The sequence below is a fragment of the Nocardia sp. NBC_00416 genome, assembly GCF_036032445.1.
Classification (GTDB): domain Bacteria; phylum Actinomycetota; class Actinomycetes; order Mycobacteriales; family Mycobacteriaceae; genus Nocardia.
This window is the reverse complement of record NZ_CP107932.1, coordinates 6,011,975-6,029,608: the sequence shown is the minus strand read 5'-3', so window position 1 is coordinate 6,029,608 and position 17,634 is coordinate 6,011,975. Positions and strand designations below refer to the sequence as shown.

Annotated in this window: 9 protein-coding genes and 1 pseudogene; 4 read left to right on the top strand and 6 right to left on the bottom strand. The window is 69.0% G+C overall.

The genetic code is table 11. The features are described from left to right. Positions 1–23: 23 nt before the first annotated feature. The 4 genes and pseudogenes from OG804_RS26100 to OG804_RS26085 all read left to right on the top strand — a co-directional run bounded on the left by OG804_RS26100 (position 24) and on the right by OG804_RS26085 (position 6,390). Complete coding sequence (locus tag OG804_RS26100; protein ID WP_328390843.1) at positions 24–764, top strand: thioesterase II family protein; 741 nt, start codon at positions 24–26, stop codon at positions 762–764. Positions 765–791: 27 nt separating this feature from the next. Continuing rightward, a complete protein-coding gene (locus OG804_RS26095) occupies positions 792–2,114 on the top strand; it encodes a beta-ketoacyl [acyl carrier protein] synthase domain-containing protein (protein ID WP_328390841.1) in 1,323 nt (440 codons plus the stop codon). A 55-nt stretch (positions 2,115–2,169) separates the two neighbouring features. After that, a pseudogene (gene nbtC, locus OG804_RS26090) lies at positions 2,170–5,175 on the top strand (nocobactin polyketide synthase NbtC); the annotation flags it as partial. 204 nt (positions 5,176–5,379) lie between these two features. Then, complete coding sequence (locus tag OG804_RS26085; RefSeq protein WP_328398753.1) at positions 5,380–6,390, top strand: class I SAM-dependent methyltransferase; 1,011 nt, start codon at positions 5,380–5,382, stop codon at positions 6,388–6,390. Positions 6,391–6,572: 182 nt separating this feature from the next. Here OG804_RS26085 and OG804_RS26080 read toward each other — a convergent pair whose 3' ends face one another. From OG804_RS26080 to OG804_RS26055, 6 genes are all read right to left on the bottom strand, one after another. Next, positions 6,573–7,874, bottom strand: a complete 1,302-nt coding sequence (locus OG804_RS26080) for a SidA/IucD/PvdA family monooxygenase (protein ID WP_328390839.1) — start codon at positions 7,872–7,874, stop codon at positions 6,573–6,575. Between the two features lie 43 nt (positions 7,875–7,917). After that, positions 7,918–11,439, bottom strand: a complete 3,522-nt coding sequence (locus tag OG804_RS26075; protein ID WP_328398751.1) for a non-ribosomal peptide synthetase — start codon at positions 11,437–11,439, stop codon at positions 7,918–7,920. Between the two features lie 208 nt (positions 11,440–11,647). Next, a complete protein-coding gene (locus OG804_RS26070) occupies positions 11,648–12,589 on the bottom strand; it encodes a methionyl-tRNA formyltransferase (protein WP_328390837.1) in 942 nt (313 codons plus the stop codon). A gap of 108 nt (positions 12,590–12,697) precedes the next feature. Then, on the bottom strand, positions 12,698–13,750 hold the full coding sequence (locus OG804_RS26065) for an AMP-binding protein (RefSeq protein ID WP_328390835.1): 1,053 nt from the start codon (positions 13,748–13,750) through the stop codon (positions 12,698–12,700). Positions 13,751–14,027: 277 nt separating this feature from the next. After that, a complete protein-coding gene (locus OG804_RS26060) occupies positions 14,028–15,764 on the bottom strand; it encodes an ABC transporter ATP-binding protein (protein WP_328390833.1) in 1,737 nt (578 codons plus the stop codon). Continuing rightward, the gene (locus tag OG804_RS26055) at positions 15,761–17,617 is read right to left on the bottom strand and encodes an ABC transporter ATP-binding protein (RefSeq protein ID WP_328390831.1); all 1,857 of its coding nucleotides are present in this window, start codon (positions 17,615–17,617) and stop codon (positions 15,761–15,763) included. Before OG804_RS26055 ends, OG804_RS26060 begins: the two co-directional genes overlap by 4 nt. Between the last annotated feature and the right edge of the window lie 17 nt (positions 17,618–17,634).

Below are 17,634 nucleotides of genomic sequence, written 5' to 3'. Positions count from 1 at the left end.
AGCAGATGATGTGGAGGAGCACCATGCCACCCGGACCACGCTGGATCAGGCAGTTTCACAAGCCGAGTTCCCCCGGCAGCCCCCTGTTGCTGATATTCCCGCACGCCGGTGCGGGGGCGTCGGCCTATCGCGCATTCTCCAAAGCCTTCAGCGCGCACTACGAGGTTCTCGTGTTCCAGTACCCGGGCCGCCAGGACCGCGTCCACGAACCCGCACCGGCGACCCTGCCCGAATTCGCGGCCGGCGCCTTCACGGAATTCAGTGATACGGACCGCTACCGCGATGTGCCGATCACGACATTCGGCCACAGCATGGGCGCGGTCGTCTCGTTCGAATTCGTCCGGCTCGCCGAAGCCGCGGGCGTCGGCATCGACCGGGCCTATATATCGGCCGCGGTCGCCCCGCATATCGCGGAAACCAAAGAGCCCGCACCCAAGGACGACGAAGCCCTGCTCGACCATCTCACCCGGCTCGAGGGCACCACCGGCGATGTGATGACCAACCGGGATCTGATGCGGATGACACTGCCCGTCGTCAAACAGGATCATGCCGCCTCCGAGCGCTACTCCTGCACCGACGACGTCCGAATCCAGGCGCCGATCCACGCGATCGGCGGGGACAACGATCCGATCGTCACCCTCGCCGAACTCAACGGCTGGCGCAAACACAGCGCCGAGGTCGATATCACCGTCTTCGAAGGCGGCCATTTCTACCTGAACGACTATGTCGACGAATTGGCTGAATTAATCACGCCCAGAGCGTGATCCATCCACACCACCGCGAGGATCAGAATGACATCGACGGCCGGCCCGGACCGCGATCACATTGTAATTTCCGGAATGGCCGTGGAGGCCCCCGGCGGAATCGATACCCTGAGTTCGTATTGGTCGGCCCTGGCGAATTCACGCGAATTGATCGGCCCCTTCCCCCGTGACCGCGGCTGGCCGATCGAGGAACTGCTGTCACTCGGCGACCGGGAAGGCTGGGGACAGGTCGGCGACGCGGGCGGATTCCTGGACCGGGTCGCGGAATTCGATCCCTCGTTCTTCGGCATCTCCCAGCGCGAGGCCCTGGCCTCCGATCCGCAGCAGCGGGTGGGGTTGCGGGTGGCGTGGCGCGCACTGGAGAACGCCGGGGTCAACCCCGGTGCGCTCGCGGGAGAGGACGCGGGCTGCTATATCGGCGCCTCCCCGATGGAGTACGGGCCCAGCGCCAGCGAAATCAACGAGCACTCCGGTTTCCGGACCGTGGGTTACGGCCAACTGGGTGTGGCCGGGCGGATATCGCATTCCCTGGGCCTGACCGGACCCTCGATGTGCATCGATTCGGCCTGCGCCTCCTCACTGACCGCGCTGCATCTGGCGGTTTCCGCGCTCCGCAACGGCGAATGCGACTGGGCCATCGCGGGCGCGGTCTGCGTGATGAGTTCCCCGATGGGGTTCTACGAATTCGCCAAGAACGGCGCGCTTTCCTCGGACGGGCACTGCCGGGCCTATTCCGACGATGCCTCGGGCACTCTGTGGGGCGAGGGCGCCGTCGCACTGCTGGTCGAACCGGAAGCACGGGCCCGGCGCCTCGGGCATCCGGTGTACGGGCGCGTGCTGGCCAGCTACACCAACCACAACGGCAAAGGCCGTCCGATTCTGGTGCCGCGCGCGCACGCACAGGAGAAACTGGTCCGGCGGACCGTCGAGATGTCCGGGATCGACCCCGCCGATATCGGCATGATCGAAGGCCACGGCACCGCCACCCGCGCCGGTGACGTCGCCGAACTCACCGCACTGCAGAACACCTACGGCGCCGCAGGCGGCGATCCGGTGCTGGGATCGGTGAAATCCAATGCCGGGCACGCGCAGGCGGCGGCGGGAATGCTCGGGCTCGGCAAACTCCTGTTGGCCGGCCGGCACGGCGAAATACCGCCGACTCTCTACGCGGACAATCCCACCACCAAGGTCGACTGGAGCCGATCGAGTCTGCGGCTGGCCACGAAAACGCAACCGTGGCAGCCGAAAGACGATATCCGCTACGGCGCCGTGTCCTCGTTCGGCGCGGGGGGCGCCAATGCCCACGCCATCATCGCCATTCCCGCGCACGAGGAGAACGACAATTTCTGAGTACCAGCTCCCCGACGGGACCGTCCCGGTTCTCGTGTCGGCGCCGACCCCCGCCCTGCTGGCCGCCGAGGCCGCCGATCTGCTCGCCTACCTCGAAACCCGGCCCGGTGTCCCGGTCCAGCGGATCGCGGAGATGATCTTCCGGACCCGGGTGGCCCGCCGCGATCGCGCCCTGGCCATGGTGACCGATACCGCCGGACTGACCGAGGCCCTGCGGGCCGTCGCCGCCGGCGGCGAACATCGCGCCGTCGTCCGCTCCACCGCGCCCGGCCGCGGGATCGCGTTCGTCTTCCCCGGTCAGGGCGGACAGCGACCGGGAATGGGTCGCCTGTTCTACGACCGGGCGCCGGCCTACCGCGCCGAAGTCGATCGCTGCGACACGGTTTTCCGCGAACTGTTCGGCGAATCGCCACTGCACTACCTGCTCGACGAGAACGCGCCCGCCGACGACAGCGCGCGCGTCGTGCAACCGGCACTGTTCGCGCAGATGGCCGGGATCGCGGCCATGTGGCGCGCCGCGGGTGCGGAGCCGGCGGCCGTCATCGGGCACAGTCAAGGCGAGATCGCCGCCGCTTACGTATCGGGCCTGATGACCCTCGCCGATGCCGCGCTCGTAGTCGGCACCCGGGCCCGCGCGGTGGACACCATCTCCTCCGACGACTACGCGATGGCCGTCGTCGCGGCCGACCGGGAAACCTGTGAAGAACTGCTCACCCAGCGTTCCGGCTGGGCGCAGGTCTCGGTGGTGAACTCCCCCACCATGACCGCGCTGTCCGGAGCGCGCGACACCGTCGCCGAGGTGGTGGACGCCTGCACCGAACAGGGCGTCTTCGCGCGGGTGATCCGGGTCAGGTACCCGGCGCATACCAGCATGGTCAACGAATTCCGCGACGAGATCCACAACGCGATCGAGAAACGGCTGGAGAACAGGCACTTCACCCCGGGGAAGATCGCTTGTTTCGGCGCGACCCTCGGCGCGGAGATCACCGCCGATCTGCCGATCGGCGAGTACTGGTTCTGGAATCTGCGCAACCCGGTCCGCTTCGACAAGGCCGTCGCCGCCGCTGCCGCGCGCGAGATCGGGACCTTCGTCGAAATCGCCGAACATCCGACCCTGCAGCTCGCCGTCGAGGAGAACGTGACGGCACTGTCCGACACCGGCGCGCGCGTACTGGGCACCTCACACCGGACCGCCGCCGATCTGAGCGAATTCACCCGCAATCTGGCGGCTCTCGCGGTCGACGCACCGGACTATCGGTGGGAGAGCCTGCGGGTCGGGACCGATACCGCGCCGACGCTGCCGCTGCGGGACTTCCCGCATGTCCGGATGAACGAAGTGCGGTTGTGGCTGCCGTACAACTCGGGTTCGCGGGATCGCGCGACCACCCCGGCCGCGACCGTTCCCACGGCGATCGAGCGCACACCCGAGGCATCGGTCGACCGCACGCCCGAGGTATTCCGGCCGGAACTGGTCGTCGAGCACTGGGTTCGGCTGACCCGCCGGACCATGGCGGCGCCGCGGCGGCTGGGCATCATCGACCATACGGGCGCCCAGGCCGAGCTGGCGGCGGCGCTGTGCGCCGAGGCCGCGAATCACGGCGCCACCGCGCAGGTCGTCGACCCGGCCGCCGGCTGCGGCGATGTCGACACTCTCGTGGTGCTACTGCCCGAGTATCCGGAGCTGACCGCGACGGCCGCCGCGACCGCGACCGCGGATTTCTTCGGCGGCCGCGCCTGGTGGCCCGGACTGTCCGACGCGATCACCGCCTGCTGGCTGGTCACCACCGCCGGTGAGAAGGTCCGCGACGACGATCCGGCGCCACATCCGGTTCCCGCGGCCGCCAGCGCCGGTTTCCGGTGCGCGGGCACCGAATTCCCCGGGGTCGCCTTCGGTCATCTGGACCTCGCCCCCGGCACCGCGGCGGGCGCGATCCTGACCGCGCTGCACACCGCCGGCGAGACCGAACTCGCGCTGCGCGACGGCGGCCTGTACGCGAAACGCTTGCACACCGGCGAATCCGCCGGGGCCGATATCGCACCGGCGAATATCGTCGTCACCGGCGGCACCGGCAGTCTGGGCAGGCAGATCTGCGAGCATTTCGCCCGAGCCGGCGCCACCCGCATCACCCTGGTGAGCCGAACCGGTGAGACCGCCGAGATCACCGCCGCGCTCGCTCCGATCCGGCAGTCGAGTTCCACGCTGATCCGCGTGCGCGCCTGCGATATCGGCGACCCCGCGGCGGTGGCACTGCTGGCCGAGCAGCTCCGCGACGAACCCGTCGATCTGGTGCTGCACGCCGCCGCCGACTACGCCGGTGTGACCGAACTGGAACTCGAGGCGATCACCGCCGAGCAGGTACGGCGAGTGCTGCACGGCAAGGTGATCGGCGTCGAGAACCTGCTGAACGCACTGCCCACGGCCCCGGACTGCCACACGGTGCTGTTCTCTTCGTTCGCGGCCACGCTCGGCGGTCGCGGCAAGATCATCTATGCCGCCGCCAACCGGATGCTCGACGCCTTCGCCCACCGGGCCCGCGCCGCCGGACAGCACTGCGTATCCGTCCAGTGGGGCCAGTGGGCGGCCTATCGCGGACAGAACGACACCGACTCCGCCCAGCTCGCCGCCGTCGGTTATCTACCGATGGCGGCCACGGAAGCCATCGCGCTCGGGCTGAACGGTTTGACCCACAACGCGATCGTCGCCGCCTTCGACTGGGACCGCGGCCGCTCCGTGCTCGACGCCTACGGTTACGGCCCGGTGCTCTCCGAACTGAGCACCCCCGCGCCCGCCGCCCCCGCAGTACCGGTGGCGACTGCCCCGGCCGCCGCGGTGGATATCGGACGCCGCGTCACCGAGGTGCTCACCGAGGTCCTGGGCGCCGAGGACAGCGATGGACTCGACACCACTCGGTCACTGGTGGCACTGGGTCTGGATTCCCTGCAGGCGCTGGAGTTCCGGCGCCGCATCGACAGCGAGTTCGGCTACGATCTGCCGGTCGCCGATCTGCTCGGCGGGGCGACAGTCGATTCCATCTCGAGCAGTCTGGGCGCCCGGCCGAAAGCGGCGTCGACACGGCCTGCCGCACCCACCGCCCCGGCGCGGAGCGTGCAGACCACGGCGGCCCGGCCGGTGAGCCGCCCCGTCAGTGGCACGGAACCCGCCGAGATCGCCGCCACCGCCCGGCAGACCGCCGAACAGGCCGTCCCCCGCAACCTGGACCCGCGTGCCCTGCGCACCGCCCGCCGCGATCTCGATATCGCCGGAATGCGAGCCATGCTGACAACGCTGGCGCCCGCGCTGGACGACGGCGGATTCCACACCGCGGACGAGATCGCCGCCCAGGTGCAGTTCGCCGAGCGGCACCATTGGCTGCTGCGCCGCTGGCTCGACGAGCTGACCGGTGAGGGCTGCCTGGAATACGACCCGTCGCGCGGTTACCGTTCGGCCGCCGCACCGTCCGAACCGGGCAGCGCCGATCTCTACCGGATCTGCGCCGATCTCGGTTACTCACCGCAATTCGCGGACTTCCTGCGGAGTTCGGCCGATAACCTCACCGGTCTGGCCCAGGACCGCGTCCGCGTTCAGGAGCTGCTGTTCCCCGGCGGCGATATGCTCACCGCCGAGGGGGCCTACCGCGAGAACATCATCAGCCACTATCTCAATCTGGCCGCGCGGGAAGCAGTCGCCGGGGTGGCCGCGCGCATCGCCGGGGACCGCGCACCGGTGCGCATCCTGGAGTTGGGCGCCGGCATCGGCGGCACCACCGACGAGGTGATCACCGGATTGTCCGGACTGCCGGTGGATTACCACTTCACCGATCTGTCCACATTCTTCCTCAACGCCGCCCGGGAACGTTTCGCCGCGCATCCCTGGATGCGCTACGGGATCATGGACATGAACGCGGACCTGCGCGGCGCCACCGACCGCTACGACATCGTGATCGGCGCGAATGTCCTGCACAACGCCCTGCATATCGGCGATATGCTGCGCGACCTGCACGATCTGCTGAATCCCGGTGGGGCGGTGGTCTTCGTCGAGGCGTGCAAGGCGAACTACCCGCTGTTGACGTCGATGAAGTTCCTGATGTCGGCGGCCCCCGGCGCCACCCATCCGGGCAAGGACGATATCCGGCAGGGCGCCCGTATCTTCCTGACCGAGGACGAATGGTGTGATCAACTCCGGGCGGCCGGTTTCACCCCGATGCTGGTGTTGCCCGAACGGGATCACCCGATGTTCCTGCTCGATCAGCGGGTGTTCGCCGCTCTCCGCGACTAGCTGATCGCCCGGTCGGTCCGGCGGGCACCGCGACAGCGGCCCGCCGGACCGACCGGGCAGAAGTCGTCCACGGTGGACCAGCAAACCGGCCGGCCGCGGCGGATGACGGGCTGCGCCGGGTCGCGCAGCCTCACGATAGGCACCGGACCGGTACGCGGACCAGGTCCCAGGGGACGGACCGACTAGCGTGCGGCCGAATTCCCCCGGGCCCGCGCCGAGGTCGAGCGGATCCGTTCCGGCTCCGGCCCCAGAATCCGATCCGAAAGCTGCCCGAGGCAGCTCAGATTCGGGAAACCCGGACCCTGCGCCAGACCGGCCAGATTGGGGAGATAGAGCTTGGTGTCCAAGCCCGATATCGCCAGATCGTGCCCGATCGACGATTCCAGACGACGCTGGGTGATCGGACCGCCGAGGGCCAGTTCCACCAGGTCGGCGGCATCGGTGTCGAACATGTCCATGAACCACAGCGGCTGGCCGCCGGTCGCGTCCACCACCAGATCGAAGGTGTGCACCCGGTCCGGCCGGTTCTCGTTGCGCAGGGTGAGGGCGACACCCCCGTCCTGATCGGCCACCTGCACAACGCGCCCCTGCAGATGGTGGACCCGGGCGTCACCCAGCAGATTCTCCTGGACCCGGACCGAGAAGACGCCCCGGTCGGTGCGCCGGACCACATCGCGGCGCTCCTCGATGCTCAAGCCCCGCCATTTGGCCGGGTCGCTGAACAGCGAATTCTCGAAATAGCTCTCACCCCGGGTGTAGATCGTGGCCGCCGGGGAGATCACCGAAACTGTCAGCACATCGTGGCGGACCAGTTCGTCCATGGCCGAGGCGGCGGTCTCGCCGCCGCCGATCACCGCGGCCCGCGACGACACCGGCAACTGCCGCCGGCCGACCAGGTCCCAGAAATCGGCGATGCTCAGCATCTTCGGATGATCGGCCATGGCCCGGCGGCTGTTGCCGGGACCGGTGATCATCAAACGTTCGGCTTCGATATCGGTCGCGAGTCCGTCGGCGTCCACCACCGAGACCAGCCAGCCCTCGGCGCCCGCCGACACCGTGCGGACAGCGCCGGCGATCAGTTCGACATCGGTCTTGTCCGCGACCCACTGCAGGTATTTGGCCCAGAGATGATGCTGCGGACTGGGCCGCCCGCGATCGACCCATTCCGCATAGGTTCCGCGCTCCACCAGGAAAGACGTCCAGCTGAACGCCAGCATGGCCTCGTCGATCTCCCGGTGGCGATTACGCGCCCACACCGAGTGATACGGAAAGCCGATGTCCTTCTCCGGGCTGGTGCCCAGCCGATGCTGACCGTTGGTCCAGCCACCACTGGGCAGCCAATTCCCGCCCACGGCATGTGCTTCCACCACGATCACCTGCGGCGCGGGCATACCCAGCTGACGCAGTACATGCGCTTTCGCCGCCACCGCCATGGCTTTCGGTCCCGCGCCCAGTACCAGAAGTCTGTCCACCGGTTCTCCCATCTCTCACTCCCGCGCCGCCGAGCCGACACCCGGCCGCGGCCCTCTAGGTTTGCGCCAGCACTTCGTCGTCGCTCATCCCCGCGACCTCGAGGTAGACCCGCGAGACCTGCGCCAGCCGGCCGGGCCGCGGATCCGACGCGGTCAATCGCTGCGCCAGCGCCGCGATCGTGCGCGCGGCGAAAATATCGGCGACCAGGGCGTGATCGGCGTCCAGCCAGTCCCGGATCCGCGCGATAGCGGTGGTGGCCAGTACCGAATCTCCGCCCAGCTGGAAGAAGTCGTCGTGCACGCCGATCCCGTCCCCGCCCAGGACACCGGCGACGATATCGAGCAGCGCGGTTTCCACGTCATTGCGCGGCGCACTGTCGACCACGGTCCCGGAGTCCGATTCCAGCAGGGCGAGAACGGCCCGGCGATCCAGTTTGCCGTTGCCGGTCAGCGGCATGGCGTCCAGGATCTCGATCCGCGCCGGAACCATGTAGCCGGGCAGCCGATCCGAGATCGCGGCGACGATATCGGCCGGGTCGCCCTGCGCGCCGACCACCGCGGCCACGAGTTGGGGCGCGTTCGAACCCACCACCGCGGCCACCGCGTGCCGGACACCGGGCGCGGTCCGCAGCGCGGTCTCGACCTCACCGAGTTCCACCCGGTAGCCGCGGATCTGCACCTGATGGTCGGCGCGACCGAGGAATTCGATCGTCCCGTCGGGCCAGTAACGAGCCATATCGCCGGTCTTGTACCAGCGCAGACCGTCGTGTTCGACGAAACGCTGGGCGGTGCGTTCGGGGTCGTTGCGGTAACCCGCGGCGATATTCGCCCCGCCCACCCAGAATTCACCTGGCACCCAGTCCGGGCAGTCGCGGCCGGCAGCCGAGACCACCCGGCATCGCACATTGCGCAGCGGTACCCCGAACGGCACCGTGGACCAGTGCGGCGGCGGATCCGCGACCTCACAGATGGTGTTGTGGACAGCGGTTTCGGTAGCGCCGCCCAGACCGGAGAACCGGCAGCCGGGCACCTGACGGGCCAGGCGGCGCGCCAGATCCGCGCCCACCCAGTCGCCGCCGAGGGTGACCGCGCGCAGCGAATCGCCGAGTCCGTCGCCGCCGATCGCCAGGATCATATCGAGCATGGCGGGCACACAGTTCAGGATCGAAACCCGGTGCCGGCGCAGCAGGTCCACCCAGGAGGTGGCCTCGGCGCGCTGACCGGCGTCCACCGCCACGATCGAGCCCCCGGCGGAGAACATGCCGAAGATGTCGTAGACCGAGGCGTCGAACTCCAGGGCGGACAGCGCGAGTACGCGATCGGCCCGGCCGACCCCGAACCAGTCGTTCACGGCGTCGATGGTGTTCATCGCGGCGGCGTGCGGAATCTCGACACCTTTGGGCACTCCGGTGGAGCCCGACGTGAAGATGATGTAGGCGAGCGCGGTCGGGTCCATGGCGACCGGGGCGGTCAACGGATCCGGGTACCGCGCCGCCGTGGCGAGCGGCAGACAGCGCACCACCGCGTCGCCCATATCGGCGCCGGGCGCGGTCAGCGCCACCGTGATGTCGCCGGTGCGCAGTATCTCGGCACGGCGACCCACCGGCTGGTCGAACCCGATCGGCACATAGGCGCCCCCGGCGGCCAGTACGCCCAGTACCGCGACGATCTGATCGGGACCTTTGGGCAGTTGCACGGCGACAGTGGTGCCGGCGGTCACTCCGGCGGCACGCAGCGCGCCCGCCACCGCCAACGCCCGGTCCGACAGCTCACCGTAGGTCAGGCCGCCGTCGACGCCGTCGCGTGTCCAGACCACCGCGGGCAGTGCCGGATCCGTGCGGGCGAGATCGAAGAACCCCTGGTGCAGACAGCGACCGCTCACCGGCCCGTCGGTGGCATTGACCTTGGCTCGCACCTGGGCCTGCGCCACGGGCAGGCGCACCGGCGCCTCGGCCTCCCAGCCCGCGGCGCCGTCACACAGCCGCGTCACCGCGTCGGTGTACCGCGCGAACATCACGTCGATCATTCCGGCCGGGAACTCCGATTCACGGACGTCCCAGTTGAGCAGTAGTCCACCGCTCACCTCGGTGACCTGTGCGTCCAGTAGCACCTGCGGCCCCTGCGAGATGATCCACACGGGTTCACCGAAGGTTTCGGTGACGGTGCCGGCGAAGAGTTCGCCGAGATTGAGAGCGCTGGTGTAGACGATGGGAGCCAGTACCGGCTCGCCGCGGTGCCGCCCCAGGTCGCGCAGCACTTCCAGACCCGAATAGGCGGTATGAGCGCCGCTTTCGTGCATCGTGCGTTGCAGGGCGCGGGCACGCTCGGCGACGGTCACGTTCTCGGTGACGTCGACTTCGAGCATGATGGAGGAGCTGAAATCGCCCACCACGCGATCGACGCCCGGGTGGACGGGCTCCCGGTGGAACAGCGGCACATTGAGCAGGAACCGGCTCTGCGCCGACCAGCCGCCGACCGTCTCGGCGAACACGGCGGCCAGGGCCATAGCGGGGGTGAGCCCGCGCTCGTGCGCCGCGGCCAGCAGCCGCTGCCGTCCTTCGGGGGCGAGCCAGTGGTTGTAGCGAACCGTGCGGCGCTCGTCGGAGCGGGTACCCGCCGGTGCGGCCGGAAGTTCCGGTGCGCCGGGCAGGGTGGGCAGCCGGTCCCGCCACCACTGCCGATCCCGTTCCCGGGCCACCGGATCGACGGCGCGCTCGGTGCGGTAGCGCCGGTAACTGTAGGTCTGTTCGGGAACCGCACGCCCGTGATAGAGCTCGGCCAGATCGGCGACCAGGATGCGGTAGCTCATCGCGTCGCCGGCGATCATGTCGACGTCCAGATGCAGTCGGCTCCGGCCGTCCGGCCGCAGGCTGAGTACGACCTCGAACATCTGGCCGGCGTCGATCGCCAGCCGCTGGTGGGTCATCCGGTCGCGGACGCGCGCCAACTCGGCGTCGGCCGCACCGGCGGATTCCTCCCGTAGGTCCACGACGGTGAACACCGGCAGCACGGGCGCGGGCAAGGTCTGCTGGGTACCGTCGGGCAGCACCCGAGTGCGCAGCATCGGATGCGCCGCGACCAGTTCCGACACCGCCCGGCCGAGCCGCTCCGGATCGACCCCGCCGCCGTCGAATTCGACGTACAGATGCGCCGCGACCCCGCCGAGTTCCTGTTCCTCGGAGCGCCCGATCCAGTACGCGTGCTGCATGGGACCGAGCGGGAAGGGTTCGAATTCCGTCGCGGGCTCCGGCTGCCCCGCCGCCTCGGCGGGATCCGGCACCGGCACAGCGGTTTCGGACCGTGGGCTGGTGTCAGCGTCCGTTTCCGGCCGCGGCGGGGTGGCGAGCAGGCGGTACCAGTCCGATACGGTCGGGGCCGCCACCAGCTCGGCGAAATTGATGTCGTAGCCCCGTTTACGCCACCGGCCCGCGAGTTTCATGGTGCGAATGGAGTCCAGTCCCAGCTGGATGAGGTCCGCGTCGGCGGCGACGTCGTCCACGGTGACGCCCAATTGTTCGGCGACCGCGGCCCGGACCTCGTCGACATCCACCGCCGAGACTTGCTGCCCTGACTCCACCACCGCTGCCACTCCTGTCGTCTTCCGCGGAAATGCCGCGCAAGCAGCGTAACCCATTTACATAGGGTTGCCTAACCTTATGTAAATGATCTCGGAGGCGACTGCGGCGTACCGGGCGGGATCGCCCGGCACGCACGATCGTCCGCGTCCACGAACGGACGCGAGCGATCGCAACCCATAGCTACCGGCTACAGAGCGACCGGAACCGTCACTCGGGAGCGTCGGTCAGATACCCGCCGCGCCGGAAGAATTCGGCGCCACTGTGTTCGACACCCTCGGCATCGCGAACCCGGGTGATCAACAATCCGTGGTTCCCGCCGCGATGGGCGTCCGGGCCGCAGACCACGACGCCGCCGCCCTCCTGCACGATGACCCGGCCCGGCGTCCCGCCGTAGCACGCGGACGACACACTGGATTCCAGCACTTCGATCCGCCCGCCCCGGTAGTACCCGAACGCCCGCGGGTACGGCGCGGACAGAGCCCGTACGAACCGCTCCAGATCGGATGCGTGGGTGCGCCAGTCGATCCGGCTGTCGCGCTCGGACCGCTTGTGGAAATAGGTGCGGGCCGCTTTGTCCTGCGGCCGCCATTGCGCGGTGCCCGAGTCGAGCGCGGCCAGCGCCTCGCGGACGGCGCCGGGAATGAGTTCCATACCGGCGAGCACCAATTCGGTACCGGTGGCCGTGGGGCCGATCGGCAGCGAATGCTGCACGAGGATATCGCCGGTGTCGAGCTGCTCGTCCATCCGGTGCACCGTCAACCCGAACTCGGCGGCCCCGCTGATCAGCGCCCACAGCACCGGCGAGAAACCGGTGAACTTCGGCAGCAGTGAATCGTGCAGGTTGATCGTGCCGTGGGTGGGCATGGTGTACAGCTCCGGCGGCATCCAGGTGTACCAGCTGTTCACCACGATGACGTCCGGCTCGGCGCGCTTGACCAGGTCGATCGTCGCGGCGTCGGCGCGTTCGGTCAGATGTACCGGAATCCCGTTCTCGCGGGCCAGCTCCTCCACCGAATCCGACCAGATCCCCTTGTAGGAATCCTCACTGGCGGGATGGGTGACGGCGAGTACCACCTCGTGTTCGGAATCGATCAGTGCCTGCAAAGTCTTGCGCCCCCAGGTCTGGAACCCGAACGAGACGATACGCATGAAGAAACCCCATCTGTGGATATCTGGTCGGACAACAGTGCCGGCGCACCGGAGAAGTTTCGATCGATCGGCGATCCCGGCGATCGCCGGAGCTGTGCAGCTCCGGCCTCACGACTCGATGATCAGCCGGCCTTCCGGAGTCCACCAGCCGCGCCGCGCGGTCCGGAAGAGCCGCGCGCCGGATTCATAGGGATCCCGCACGAACCGTTCCCGCTCCCGGCCGTCGGTCAGTTCGGCGGCCAGCGCCCGGCCGCCCACGTACACATCGCCGACGACTCCGGGCGGCACCAGCCGGCCCTCGTCGAGAAGCAGGACCTTCGCGCCCGGCACCGGCCTGGTCCAGCCGGTGGGCGACAGCGGTCCGCGGGCGAGGGCGCCGAGATAGGCGGGCGAGTGGAACGCCACGGTGGCCACGGCCTCCGGCGACAAGCACCGCACGGCCTCGGTCAGCGCCGACCCGCCGTAGGTGCCGACGAGGTCCCAGCGAGCCACGGTCGGCAGCTGGTCGATTCCCTCGGCCATCAGCAGCACCGGCAGTTCGGCGTCCGCGACCACCTGTGTGACCCCGTGCGTTTCGATCAGCCCGGCCAGCAGCGCCGGGTCACGGCGCTGCGTTTCGGTCGGCACCACCACGGAGGCGCCGGCCGACCAGGCCGCCAGCAGGTCCACCGCGTTCTGCGGATCGCCCCACGGCAGGGCCAGCAGACGGACATCCGCGGGCCGCAGCGCGGGATCGTTGCGGCGCAGGCGACGATCGGCGGCGACGCAGCGGCGGTCGGCGACGGCCACCGCCAGGGCATCGGCCCCGAGCAGCAGTCCGTACGCGCCGAACCGGCCGACGCCCACTCGGGAAGCGGTGATGAATTCGGCGTGCAGGGCGATGACGCCCGTCGCGGTGGGGAGGGCGGACGTGCGGTGCACACCCTGGATGCGGTCGCGGCCGCCGAAGAGATCGCCGTAGGTGACCAGTTCGTCCGCGCAACGCGCCGCCACCCGGCCCTCCGGGACCATCTGGCCGTGTCTGATCACGGTGACCAGCGCGGAGACGTCATAGGGCTCGACCCCGGTCGCCCACTCGCCCAGGATCCGTTCGCGCTCGACGGCCGTCGGTCCGGGCAGAACCAGTGGGTCGACACCCCTGATATCGTCGACGACGGTCATCAGTCACCTCCTGCTACGGGCAGCGGAACCGGCGTCGGCCACGAACGGATCGACCACCGGTTCTCCTTCACTGCTCGGTACGGCCGTGGCCGAACCAGTATCACGCCTGTACTTAGGCTTACCTTACATTGCGAGAGGGCGATTCTCCAGAACCGCACTCGGGCGCTCCGGAATGAATTGCTTAGGCTAAGCTAACACACCGGCACCGCGGTGATACAGGGAACCGGAGCGGGAACGCGCCCAGTGACCCGGCAACATCCCCGCTCCCGGAATTCCGCTATCCGACAGACTGTTCCAATCGCCAGCCACCGGCCCGCGACCGCTCGTTCCAGAAGTCCGCGTAGCGGCCGCCGAGTTCCAGAAGTTCGGCATGGGTGCCGCGCTCGACGATACGACCTCCGTCGAGGAACAGGATCTGATCGGCGTGCGCGATGGTGGCCAGCCGATGCGCCACCACGATCACCGTCTTGCCCCGGGTCAGCTCGTGGATGCCCCGGACGACCGAGGCCTCGCTGTGCGGGTCCAGCGCACTGGTCGCCTCGTCCAGCAGCACGATCGGTGCGTCCTTGAGCAACGCCCGGGCGATCGAAACCCGCTGCCGCTCGCCACCGGACAGCAGCGCGCCGCCCTCGCCGACCGAAGATTCGTATCCGTCGGGCAGCCGCTGCGCGATCTCGTCCACCCGGGCCGCTTCCGCCGCCCGCCGCACCTCGTCGTCGGTGGCGTCGAGCCGGCCGATCCGGATGTTCTCGGCCACCGACCGGTTGAACAGGTAGACGTTCTGGAACACCAGCGACAGCTGGTTCAGCAATGTCTCCGATGGCTGCGCGCGCACATCGTGCCCGCTCACCGCCACCCGGCCGGACTCCGCGTCGTAGAACCGCGCGACCAGCCGCAGCAACGTGGTCTTGCCCGCGCCACTGGGACCGACCACCGCGGTGGTGCTCCCGGGCGCCACGCTGAAGGTCAGCCCGGACAGCACTGGTTCGCCGGTGCGATAGGAGAAGCCGACATTCTCGAACTCGACGCCCGGCGCACCCGGTGTGACCGGTTCCGGATATTCGGGCAGGGTCGGCTCGTTCAGCAACTCGGTCACCCGGTCGACCGCCGCGGCCCCGCCCCGCAGGCCGTTACCCAGTTGCGCGGCCAGGTTGAGCGGTTCGATGAACCGCGCGCTCACCGCGATCAGCGCGATCGCCGCCGGAACCGAGATCGAGCCACCGGTCGCCCGGCTCACCACGATATAGGCGAGAACCAGGAACACCGCCTGGATGCACAGCGAGAAGACGATGAGCCCCGGTACCGACGCGAACACCAGTTTCGTCGACGCCGACCGCTGCTCCGCCAGCGCACCGTCCAGCGCGCGGTTCCCGGCCCCGACCGCGCCCAGCGAACGCAGCACCGGCTGGGCCTGCGCGAACTCCACGACGCGCGCGTCGGCTTCGCCCGCCGCCGCATGCGCCCGTGCGTCCGAGGCGGCATAGGACCGGGCCGCCAGATTGTTCACCAGGAACAGCACCGGCGCGGACAACAACATGGCCAGCGAGATCCGCCAGTCCACGAACAGCATCCCCACCGCGACCGCGATCGGCACCACGATGCTGTTGAGCACCTTGGCCACCAGATAGGCCAGCGCCTGCTGGATCTCGCGCACGTTCTCCACGGTCAACCGCGACAGCGGCCCGGCGCCGTGGGTTTCGAACCAGCCCAGCGGAAGCGCATTGAGATGGTCGCCGATCCGGGTCTGCAGGCCACGCTGCATCCCGACTGCGATACGCAGCCCGAAAACCGTCTGCAGGTAGCCGAACGCGGCCACCGCCGCGACCGCCACCAGCATCAGCAGCGCCCAGAACCAGGCCCGCGCCATATCGTCGCCGAACAGCGCCTCCAGCACCGGAACCAGCAGCAGGTACGCCAGCGCCTGACTCAGCGCCTGCGCGAGGATCGCCGCGAAAAGCTTCGGCGTGAGCGGGGCGTATTCGCCGGGAACCAGCGCGAGCAACTTCTTGATCATCGAATATCCCCGCTCTGCGCCGTCGTGACCGCGCCGAGGGCGGCCTCGTTGATCTCCCACAGCCGCTGGTAGGTCCCGCCCGAGGTGCTCAACCGGGCGTGATCGCCCTGTTCGACCAGGGTCCCGTTCTCCAGCACCACGATCCGGTCGACCCCGGTGATGGTGTGCAGCCGATGCGCGATCACCAGCACGGTGCGACCGGCCACCAGCCGGGCCAGCGCGTCCTGTACCGCGGCCTCGGATTCGGGATCGGCGAAGGCCGTCGCCTCGTCGAGGACCAGTACCGGAGTATCGGCCAGCAGCGAACGCGCGATCGAAAGACGTTGCGCCTCACCGCCGGACAGGCTGGCATCCACGCCGATCTCGGAGTCGTAGCCGCGCGGCAGCGCGATGATGCGGTCGTGGATCTGCGCCGCCCGCGCGGCCGCCTCCAGGGTCTCGGTATCCGCGTCGGGGCGAGCCAGCAGCAGATTCTCCCGGATGGTTCCGCGGATCAGCCGGACGTCCTGGAAGACGAACCCGACTGTGCGGTACAGCTCGTCGGAGGCGAAGTCGCGGACATCGCGTCCGCCGATGGTGATGCGGCCGGCGTCGACGTCGTAGAACCGGGGCAGCAATTTGGCCAGCGTGGATTTACCCGATCCACTCGGGCCGACCAGCGCGGTGAGTGTGCCGGGGCGCAGTTCCAGGTCGATATCACGCAGCACCTGGTGGTCGTCGCGATATCCGAACGCCACCCCCTCGAACCGAACCAAGCCGGGCTCCCCGGCGGTCGGCTCCACCGCCGCCGGATCCGGCACTCCCGCCCGGAGTTCCGGGGTCTGCTGCAGTTCGTACAACCGGACCGCGGCCGCACCCGCTTCGCGCAGCGCCTGCCCGCCGTAGCCCAGGCCCAGCAGCGAACTGCCCAGACCGAGCCCGACCAGCAGGAAGGGCAGCAGATCCAGCGGTTGCGCCCAGTCCAGGCCCACCGCCCCCAGTCCGGCGAGCACGATCACCAGCATCACGAACACCGGCGCCACCGTGATGTCGGAGAAAGCCTGCAACCGGATCATCGGAGTCTTCCAACGGGTGAACGCCGCGGTCTGCCCGTCCACCGCGGCCTGGAACTCGTGATGCGCCTTACCGGCCTGGCCGAAGGCGCGCACGACCTGGATCCCGTCGACGAATTCGATGGTCGCCGCCTGCACCCGACGCTCCCAGCGGCTGTACACCGCGAGCCGGTCCCGGCTGGTCTGATCCATCATCCGGCTCAGCGATACGGCGTAGGCCAGCAACGGGATCAGCAGTACCAGGGTGAGCCGCCAGTCCACCGTGAACAGATAGACCAGGGTCGCCACTGGGACCACCACACCGCCCACGAAGTCCAGCCGGGCATGGGCCACCAGATAGTGGAGCGCCTCGACATCGTCCTGCAGGTACTTCTTGACATCGCCGGAGGTGCGTTCGGAGAACCAGCCCAGCGGAACCCGGGTGAGCTTATCGGCCAGCGAGCGCCGCACGGCCAGCTGGAAACCGCCGTCCACATGATGCGACCAGCTCAGCGCGACCGCCTGCAGCAGACCTCGTACGACCAGCACGAGCACCGCGGCCCACAGCAGCGTCCACACCCGGTCGGTATCGATCCGGTCGGCCAGTAGTTCCCGGCAGGCTTCCACGATCAGCACGAACGGCACGACATTGGCGATCGAGGCCACCGCGACGAGGAGACTCGCCACCGTGAGCGCCCCGCGCACCGGCGCCAGGATCTCTTTGCGCGCCTGCGCTTCTCGCTGCTTGTGCGCCTTCTGCTGTGCGCGCGGGGGCCGATTCCCCGTATCCGCCGCAGACAGCGGCGCGGCCTCCACCGTCATGTCCTCGCCCTTCGGCC

Bases quoted from the DNA above. Each gene is read 5' to 3' on its own strand.
- OG804_RS26100 (WP_328390843.1), top strand. From the start codon at position 24: ATGCCACCCGGACCACGCTGGATCAGGCAGTTTCACAAGCCGAGTTCC.
- OG804_RS26095 (WP_328390841.1), top strand. From the start codon at position 792: ATGACATCGACGGCCGGCCCGGACCGCGATCACATTGTAATTTCCGGA.
- OG804_RS26085 (WP_328398753.1), top strand. From the start codon at position 5,380: ATGCGAGCCATGCTGACAACGCTGGCGCCCGCGCTGGACGACGGCGGA.
- OG804_RS26080 (WP_328390839.1), bottom strand. From the start codon at position 7,874: ATGGGAGAACCGGTGGACAGACTTCTGGTACTGGGCGCGGGACCGAAA.
- OG804_RS26070 (WP_328390837.1), bottom strand. From the start codon at position 12,589: ATGCGTATCGTCTCGTTCGGGTTCCAGACCTGGGGGCGCAAGACTTTG.
- OG804_RS26065 (WP_328390835.1), bottom strand. From the start codon at position 13,750: ATGACCGTCGTCGACGATATCAGGGGTGTCGACCCACTGGTTCTGCCC.
- OG804_RS26060 (WP_328390833.1), bottom strand. From the start codon at position 15,764: ATGATCAAGAAGTTGCTCGCGCTGGTTCCCGGCGAATACGCCCCGCTC.
- OG804_RS26055 (WP_328390831.1), bottom strand. From the start codon at position 17,617: ATGACGGTGGAGGCCGCGCCGCTGTCTGCGGCGGATACGGGGAATCGG.